This window comes from Nostoc sp. UIC 10607, assembly GCF_047228265.1.
Taxonomy (GTDB): domain Bacteria; phylum Cyanobacteriota; class Cyanobacteriia; order Cyanobacteriales; family Nostocaceae; genus Nostoc; species Nostoc foliaceum_A.
In genome coordinates, this window is sequence record NZ_JBIQNW010000277.1 from 1 (window position 1) to 256 (window position 256).

Here is a 256-nt window from a genome sequence, read left to right on the forward strand (position 1 = left end):
CCGATGCGGTGAGGCACAACACCGAATTGCAGCCTCCCATGGGTCACCAGGCGCAGGTCGGGTCTCGCGGGTGGAACTGTCTATCAATCTCCGGCAACTTCACTCTCAATGGCCTCTGTTTCAAGAGAGGCTGGTCATCTGCTGTGGCGCTTTAAGAGGACGGGTGCAAGTGACACTTTGGCTTGGCTGAGCGTCGAATCCGTTGATGGCACTCTCGGACGCGCAAGACGCCGCAATGCCGGCGTGGGTGAAGCTG

Annotated in this window: 1 protein-coding gene; it reads left to right on the top strand. The window is 59.4% G+C overall.

Annotated elements, in window-relative coordinates; genetic code table 11:
* Positions 1 to 190: hypothetical protein (locus tag ACEYW6_RS36755; RefSeq protein ID WP_412983687.1), on the top strand; the 190-nt coding region annotated here is incomplete at its 5' end.
* Between the last annotated feature and the right edge of the window lie 66 nt (positions 191 to 256).